The 6,571-nt window shown below is 70.6% G+C and carries 9 protein-coding genes and 1 pseudogene; 7 read left to right on the forward strand and 3 right to left on the reverse strand.

All coding sequences use genetic code 11. The features are described 5' to 3' along the window. The 5 genes from yidC to G4D87_RS31045 form a co-directional block, all read left to right on the forward strand. Positions 1-1,464: membrane protein insertase YidC (gene yidC, locus G4D87_RS31025; RefSeq protein ID WP_240358744.1), on the forward strand; the 1,464-nt coding region annotated here is incomplete at its 5' end. Then, positions 1,461-2,240, forward strand: coding sequence for a KH domain-containing protein (locus G4D87_RS31030; RefSeq protein WP_163786311.1), 780 nt, complete (start codon positions 1,461-1,463; stop codon positions 2,238-2,240). The genes yidC and G4D87_RS31030, both read left to right, overlap by 4 nt. Before the next feature lie 48 nt (positions 2,241-2,288). Continuing rightward, entirely contained in the window at positions 2,289-2,516 is a 228-nt protein-coding gene (locus G4D87_RS31035; RefSeq protein WP_163786312.1) for a hypothetical protein, read from the forward strand. 73 nt (positions 2,517-2,589) lie between these two features. Then, a complete protein-coding gene (gene mnmE / locus G4D87_RS31040) occupies positions 2,590-3,918 on the forward strand; it encodes a tRNA uridine-5-carboxymethylaminomethyl(34) synthesis GTPase MnmE (RefSeq protein WP_163786313.1) in 1,329 nt (442 codons plus the stop codon). Positions 3,919-3,994: 76 nt separating this feature from the next. Continuing rightward, positions 3,995-4,600, forward strand: coding sequence for a Uma2 family endonuclease (locus G4D87_RS31045; protein WP_176409750.1), 606 nt, complete (start codon positions 3,995-3,997; stop codon positions 4,598-4,600). 25 nt (positions 4,601-4,625) lie between these two features. Here the strand turns inward: G4D87_RS31045 and G4D87_RS31050 are convergent, their stop codons facing one another. From G4D87_RS31050 to G4D87_RS31060, 3 genes are read right to left on the reverse strand one after another with little or no spacing between them, the layout of a single operon-like run. After that, entirely contained in the window at positions 4,626-5,012 is a 387-nt protein-coding gene (locus G4D87_RS31050) for a DoxX family protein (protein WP_163786315.1), read from the reverse strand. A gap of 16 nt (positions 5,013-5,028) precedes the next feature. Then, positions 5,029-5,469 (reverse strand): SRPBCC family protein, encoded by a 441-nt coding sequence (locus G4D87_RS31055; RefSeq protein WP_163786316.1) that lies wholly within the window; start codon positions 5,467-5,469, stop codon positions 5,029-5,031. Then, positions 5,466-5,792 carry an ArsR/SmtB family transcription factor gene (locus G4D87_RS31060; RefSeq protein ID WP_163786317.1) on the reverse strand — a complete coding sequence of 109 codons (327 nt, stop codon included), beginning with the start codon at positions 5,790-5,792 and terminating at the stop codon, positions 5,466-5,468. The genes G4D87_RS31055 and G4D87_RS31060 overlap by 4 nt, the downstream gene beginning before the upstream one ends. A gap of 436 nt (positions 5,793-6,228) precedes the next feature. Between G4D87_RS31060 and tnpA (G4D87_RS31065) the strand changes: the two are divergent. After that, positions 6,229-6,462, forward strand: a pseudogene (tnpA, locus tag G4D87_RS31065) (IS66 family insertion sequence element accessory protein TnpA); the annotation flags it as partial. A 32-nt stretch (positions 6,463-6,494) separates the two neighbouring features. Continuing rightward, positions 6,495-6,571: IS66 family insertion sequence element accessory protein TnpA (tnpA, locus tag G4D87_RS40370; RefSeq protein WP_443192654.1), on the forward strand; the 77-nt coding region annotated here is incomplete at its 3' end.

Raw genomic sequence — 6,571 nt, forward strand, 5'->3', positions numbered from 1 at the left:
GAGCAGCAGGAGCTCACCGTCGCCCAGGGCTTCCAGAAGCTGGTCGGCAAGGAGATTCCCCCCGCGCCGCAGATGGACCTGGCGCGCCCCACCCCGGGGCAGCCGCTGCCCCTGGCCGTGTCCATCACCGGCACCAGCCCGCTGCCCGCGGACCTGAACTACGCCATGGATGAAGGCGCCCCGGGCAGCGCCGACGGCGTCACCTTCACCGGCCGCCGCGGCCCGTGGGAGGTCGTGAAGACGGTGAAGTGGCCCCAGGACGGCTTCGAGCTGTCCTACACCCTCCAGGTGCGCAACACCTCCGGCCAGCCGCAGAGCGGCGAGCTGCAGGTGCACCACAACCGCGCCATCGACCCCAACTTCGAGCACGCGCCGTCCTTCTTCGGCGGCGTGGGCAACCTGAGCCGCTCCGCCTGCTGGGTGGGGGACGAGCTCCAGAAGATGAGCCCAGGGGATGACGCGCCGGACGCCGAGGAGGCCCGCGGCCAGGTGCAGTTCTTCGGCATCGACCAGCAGTACTTCCTGTCCGCGCTCTACCCGCTGGAGGGGCCGCGCGCCGGCTCGTGCGCCTTCGAGGCCACGCCCACCCTGCGCAAGGTGACGGCGTCCTTCCCGATTACGGCGGCCCCGGGCGAGACGGTGACGCTGCGCTTCGGCGGCTACTTCGGCCCCAAGGACCCGGACATCCTGGCCCTGGTGCCCGGCGCCTCGCTGCGCGCGTCCACCGGCCTGGGCGAGGCCGCCTTCCACCCGCCGCTGGCGGAGACGGTGGACTTCGGCATCTGGGCCGTCATCTGCAAGGTCCTGCTGACCGTCATGAAGTTCTTCTACGGCCTCACCGGCAACTGGGGCGTGGCCATCATCCTGCTCACGGTGGTGGTGAAGCTCGTGCTGCTGCCCCTCACCTACCGCTCCATGGTCAGCATGGAAGAGGTGAAGAAGCTCCAGCCGCGCATGGAGGAGATCCGCAAGAAGCACGCGGACAACCGCGAGCAGCAGAACCTCGAAATCATGAAGCTGTACCAGGAGGCCAAGGTGAACCCGCTGGGCGGGTGTCTCCCCCTCCTCATCCAGATGCCGGTGTGGATTGCCCTGTTCACCGCGCTGCGCAACAGCTTCGACATCTACGGCGAGCCCTTCATCGGGCCCATCTGGCGTGACCTGACCTACAAGGACCCCACGTACCTGTTGCCGCTGGCGCTGGGCGTGTCCATGGTCATCACCCAGAAGATGCAGCCGCAGATGATGGATGCGGCCCAGGCCAAGATCATGACCTGGTTCCTGCCCATCATCTTCACGCTGACGCTGCTCCAGTACCCGGCCGGCCTGTCGCTCTACATCTTCACGAACAACATCCTCTCCATCGCGCAGCAGTACGGCCTGCGGAAGTGGCTGGACCGGAACAAGCCCCAGACGGGCGGTGGGACGCCGGCGGTGGCCGGTGCGGGAGGCAGGCGCAAGTGAGCGAGCAGGTTCCCCAGCAGACGCCGTCCACCCCGGACTCCGGCGCTTCGTCCGCGGAGTTCCGGGGCCGTGTGGAGAAGCTCCTCGGCGACATCCTCGGGCTGATGGGCTTCCCGGCGCGCCTGGACATGAAGGACGGCGCCGACGGCAGCCTGTCGGTGGCGCTCCACTTCGAGCCCGCACCGCCTCCCGGTGTGGAGGTGGGACGGCGCAGCCAGGTGGTGGACTCGCTCCAGTTCCTGTTGAACAAGATGCTGCACCGCCCGGGCGCTGACCGGCGCTGGGTGATGCTGGGCGCGGGGGTGCATCCGGAGCCCCGGCAGCGCCGTGAGCCCCAGGCCGCGGCGGCGCAAGCCTCGGCTCCGGCCGCGCCCGCCCCCGCCGCGCCTCGTGCCGCGGCGGCCCAGGCGCCAGCGCCTGCTCCAGCGAAGGGTGGCCAGCGGGGGGCGCAGGCGTCCGCCGCCAAGGCCGCTCCCGCCAGCAAGGGCGAGGGGGATGAGCGCTCGGTGACGGTGGAGGAGGATGCCGCGCTGAAGGCGGCCGTCCGTGCGCTGGCGGAGAAGTCGGGCAGCCTGGGCCGCTTCTACGCGATTGCCGCCATGAAGCTTGAAGACCGCGCGCGCGTCCTCACGTCAGTAGAAGGAGTGGGTGGCGTGAGGGTGTCGGCGGAGGGCGAGGGCCGCAACCGCCGCGTGGTGTTCACTCCGGACAAGCCCGCCCCGCTTCCCAAGCGGAGCATGCTGCCGGACGACGACGAGGACGACTTCGACGCGTGAGCCGCCGAGCGCGCCGCGCGCGCCGGGGCTCCCGAAGCGAGACCAGGGATGGGCAAGGCGAAAGCTCTCAAGGACAAGCTGTACGGCGCGGCGGTGCTCAAGATGAGCTTCCGCCTTCGCGGGGACGAGGAGTCCCCCGCGTTCCGCTTCGTCTACCCGGGCGTCCTGCGAGATTTGGAGCTCGAGGACGAGGCGGTGGAGCGGTACATCGAGGAGCACCGCGAGGCCGTGGAGAAGGCCGCCCGCGGCTCCACGCCGCCCATGGGCACCCGCTGACGCAGCGGGGCCCGCGCTGCTTCAGGTTCCAGGTGGCTTCGCTCCCCTGGCCGCGTATGACGTCTTCCTCCGTATGACGTCTCCCTCCATGACCATCGCCGCCCTGGCCACCGCGCCCGCCGCGGGCGCCGTGGGCATCCTCCGGCTGTCCGGCCCTGACGCGCTGGACGTGGGCCGGCTGCTGGCCCCGGGTGTGCCCGCGCAGCCCACGCCGCGCCATGCGTACCTCGCGTCCTTCGTGGACGCGGAGAAACGCGAGCTGGACGAGGGCTTGTTCCTCTACTTCCGCGGGCCTCAGTCCTTCACGGGCGAGGACGTGGTGGAGCTGCAGGCGCACGGCAGTCCGCGGCTCCTTCGGCTGCTGCTGACACGGGCGCTGGAGGACGCGCGCGTGCGCCACGCCGCGCCGGGTGAGTTCACGCGTCGCGCCTTCCTCAACGGGCGGTTGGACCTGACGCGCGCGGAGGCCGTGGCGGACCTGGTGGCGGCGGACTCGGAGGCCGCGGTGCGCGCTGCTGCCGCGGGGCTCTCCGGCGTGCTCGCCTCGCGGGTGCAGGCGCTGGAGGAGCCGCTGCGCGCGCTGCATGCGGACATGGAGGGCGTGCTCAGCTTCCCCGATGAAGCAGAGGGCGCGGACGAGGACGTGGGCGAGCGTGTCACCGCGCTGCGTGCCCATGCGGAGACGCTGCTGTCCGAGGCGGGCCGGGGCCGGCTGGTGCGCCGGGGCGCGCGGGTGGCGCTGTTCGGTCCCGTCAACGCGGGCAAGTCCACGCTGTTCAACCGGCTGGTGGGCGAGTCCCGCGCGCTGGTGGATGACGAGCCGGGCACCACGCGCGATGCGCTGGAGGCCCGCGTCGAATGGGACGGGCTGGCGGTGACGCTCTTCGACACCGCGGGGCTGCGGGAGACGCCGGGGCGCGTCGAGGCGCTGGGCATCGCGCGCACGCGTGAGCTGCTCGCGGGCGTGGACCTGGCAGTGCTCGTGCTTCCGCCGGGCGTCACGCAGGCGGAGGCCGACGCGTGGACGCGTGACGCGAGTGGAACGCCCGTGCTGGTGGTGGACGGCAAGTGCGACGTGGCGGAAGCGCCGGGCTCGCCGCGCCAGCGTGTGAGTGGCCTCACCGGTGAAGGTGTGGACGCGCTTCGCGACGACATGCTCGGGCGACTGTGGGGCGGTGGCACGCCCTCCGCGGTGGCGCTCGTCTCCGAGCGTCACGCCGATGCCCTGCGTCGCGCGTCCGAGGCGCTGGGCCGCGCGGAGCGCGCCTCGCGTGTGTCCACCCTGGAAGTCGTCTCCGGTGAAGTGGGGCTCGCGCTGGAGGCGCTCGGCGAAGTGTCCGGTACCGTGGTTTCGGAGGCCCTGCTGGACGCAATCTTCCAGCGTTTCTGCATCGGGAAATGACGCCTTCCGTCGAGCGGAGGACGTGTCAGACGGCTCACTAGAATGCCCGCCTCAACCGGTGATTCTTGGAGGCGCTGTGATTGAAGGCACCATCCCCCTGGCGAACCATTCGATGCTCTCGGCCCTGCCCTCGGGCTGGGTGGGGGAGATTCTGGACGAGGAGCTGGTCGCCTCGCCTCGTCCCACCGCCGCGCAGACGCGCGCGGCCTTCATGCTGGGCGTGGAACTGGGAGAGCAGCTCGACAAGCGCCGTGGCGGCAGTGGCCGCTGGTGCTTCCTGCGCGCGCCCGAGCTGCACCTCGGCCACGACATGCTCGTGCCGGACATGGCCGGCTGGCGCCGCGAGCGCCTGGACGTGCCCTTCGAGCCGGACGTCCCCTTCCTCACGCTGGTGCCGGACTGGGTCTGCGAGGTGCTGACGCCCTCCACCGCCGCGCTGGACCGCGCGCGCAAGCTGCCGCTCTACGCGCGCGCGGGCGTGTCACACGTGTGGCTGGTGGACCCGGCCGCGCGCACGCTGGAGGTGTACCAGCGCGTCAAGCGGGGCTGGCTGCTGACGGGGAGCTACGAGGACGACTCGCTGGTGCGGACCGACCCCTTCCCGTCCTCGACGCTGGAGCTGGGCTCGCTGTGGCTGCCCGAGGGCTCCGAGAAGCCCTCCCTGCTGGCGGCTGTTCCGTGAGACGCGTGGGCGCCCGCGAACGCCGTCACGCGGCGGCTGCCACCACCGGCTTGACGACGTAGCGGCCGTACGTCACGAAGGCGAGCAGCACACCCATCACGAGCGACCAGAGCATCGGGTTCTCGGGCGTCATCTTCGTCGAATGACGCGCGTACATCACCGCGAGCGCGAACGTCTCGAGCGTGAGCACCGCGGCCGCGTGCGCGGTGAGGCTGGGCATCCACTTGAACGCCGCCGGGACGATGAGCAGCACGCCGCCGGCCATCTCGAGGAAGCCGAGTGCCCGCCAGGCCCCGATGGGGACCTCGTTGAACTGGCTCGCGAGCTGCTGAAACGAGAACGCCTTGTACGAACCGCCCGCGAGGAACAGCAGCGCGAGGACGGCCTGAAGAATCCAGATGACGATGTTCATGGGGGTGGCTCGGTGTTCAGGCCTTGAGGGCCGGGTTGTTGGATGCCTTCTCGAGTGTCTTGGCGAGCTTTCCGTGCATCAGCTTCCAGCCGAACTCGGCGCCGTGGAACGCCTGGTCCTCCTTGAAGCCGGAGTGCTCGAAGAGCACGCGCGTCCCTTCGCCATCGGCTTCGAGGCGGTAGCGGACGCGGGTGTCCAGCCAGCCCTCGCCCACGACCCAGGTGAACTCGAGCTCGGACGGAGGCGCGCACCGGAGCACCTCGCAGTGCACGGTGAGTCCATCGAATTTGGCCCGAGCGTCTGGCGGCACGCGGAACGTGAAGCGATGCCCGACGCGCGGCTCGAAGTCGTTCGGGTACATCCAGTCGGCGAGCGCCTCGCGGGTCGCGAGCGCGCGCCACACGACGGCGGGCGACTGGGTGAACTTCAGCTCCCGTCGGATGGTCTTGGTCGTCATTGCTGCTTGTCGCCTTTCTCGAGGTGCCGCCGCAGGCGGGCGAAGTTGTCGTCCCAGAACCGCTCGTAGTGGGCAATCCAGTCGCGTACCGGCTCCAACTGCTCCGGCACGAGGCGGTACCGCCGCTCCCTGCCATGCCGTTGCTCCGTGACGAGGCCCGCGTCGAGCAGCACGCGCAGGTGCTGAGACACCGCCGGACGGCTCATCTCGAAGTTCTCGGCGATGGCGTTCACCGGGCGGTCGCCGTCGACCAGCAGGTCGAGCATGCGGCGCCGCGCCGGATGGCTGATCGCTCCGAACACCCCTGGCTCGGTGTGAATCATCGTGCGGCCATAATGCGTAAGGAGATGCTTACGTGTCAAGCGCAGTGAAGGCGCGGCCCGAGGACGTGTCCACTCAGCGCCCGCCAGCTCGGACGCGGCGCAGCCGGGCCGCTGGCGGGGGCCTCGCGCCGCGACGCTCACGCGCACCGCCTCCACCGCCGAGGCGTCGCGGCAATCGCTGCGTGCTGGCTGGAAGGAGCGCAGCGGCTCGCTGGGGCTCAGGGCCTTGACGCACCTGGAGCTGCCCGGCCGCGGAAGTCAGCGCGTCACGGCTCCGCGGGTTTGCTGTGGTGCGCTTACCGAGGCGCTTCACCGCGAGGCGCTCTACCGATGAGGGAGCGCCACCCGGCTACCGCCTGGCTCCTGCAGGAAGTTCAGTATCCGCTGCACGAGCCCCGTCTGGATGGGATGAGCCGGAGCGCGCAAGGTGGCGCGCATGGCGAATGCGGAGCTGTGGAAGAAGCGAGTGGAGGAGTGGCGCACCAGTGGACTGAGCGCGGAGGAGTACTGCCGGGGGAAGGAGTTCACGCCCAGCCCGCTGTACCGGTGGTCGAGTCGGCTGGCGAAGGCGGGGCGTGGAGAAGCGGCGGCGGGTGTGCCGCTGGTGAGGCTGGTGTCGTCCCCGGCCCGCGTCGAAGGCGCGCCGGGTGCAGCCCTCGTTGTCATTGAGGCGCACGGGGCGCGGGTGCTGGTGTGGCGCGCATGGCGAATGCGGAGCTGTGGAAGAAGCGAGTGGAGGAGTGGCGCACCAGTGGACTGAGCGCGGAGGAGTACTGCCG

Origin of the sequence: Myxococcus vastator, assembly GCF_010894475.1 — a bacterium.
In the GTDB taxonomy this organism is placed as follows: domain Bacteria; phylum Myxococcota; class Myxococcia; order Myxococcales; family Myxococcaceae; genus Myxococcus; species Myxococcus vastator.

Bases quoted from the DNA above. Each gene is read 5' to 3' on its own strand.
- G4D87_RS31060 (WP_163786317.1), bottom strand. From the start codon at position 5,792: ATGATTCACACCGAGCCAGGGGTGTTCGGAGCGATCAGCCATCCGGCG.
- G4D87_RS31050 (WP_163786315.1), bottom strand. From the start codon at position 5,012: ATGAACATCGTCATCTGGATTCTTCAGGCCGTCCTCGCGCTGCTGTTC.
- G4D87_RS31035 (WP_163786312.1), top strand. From the start codon at position 2,289: ATGGGCAAGGCGAAAGCTCTCAAGGACAAGCTGTACGGCGCGGCGGTG.
- mnmE (WP_163786313.1), top strand. From the start codon at position 2,590: ATGACGTCTCCCTCCATGACCATCGCCGCCCTGGCCACCGCGCCCGCC.
- G4D87_RS31055 (WP_163786316.1), bottom strand. From the start codon at position 5,469: ATGACGACCAAGACCATCCGACGGGAGCTGAAGTTCACCCAGTCGCCC.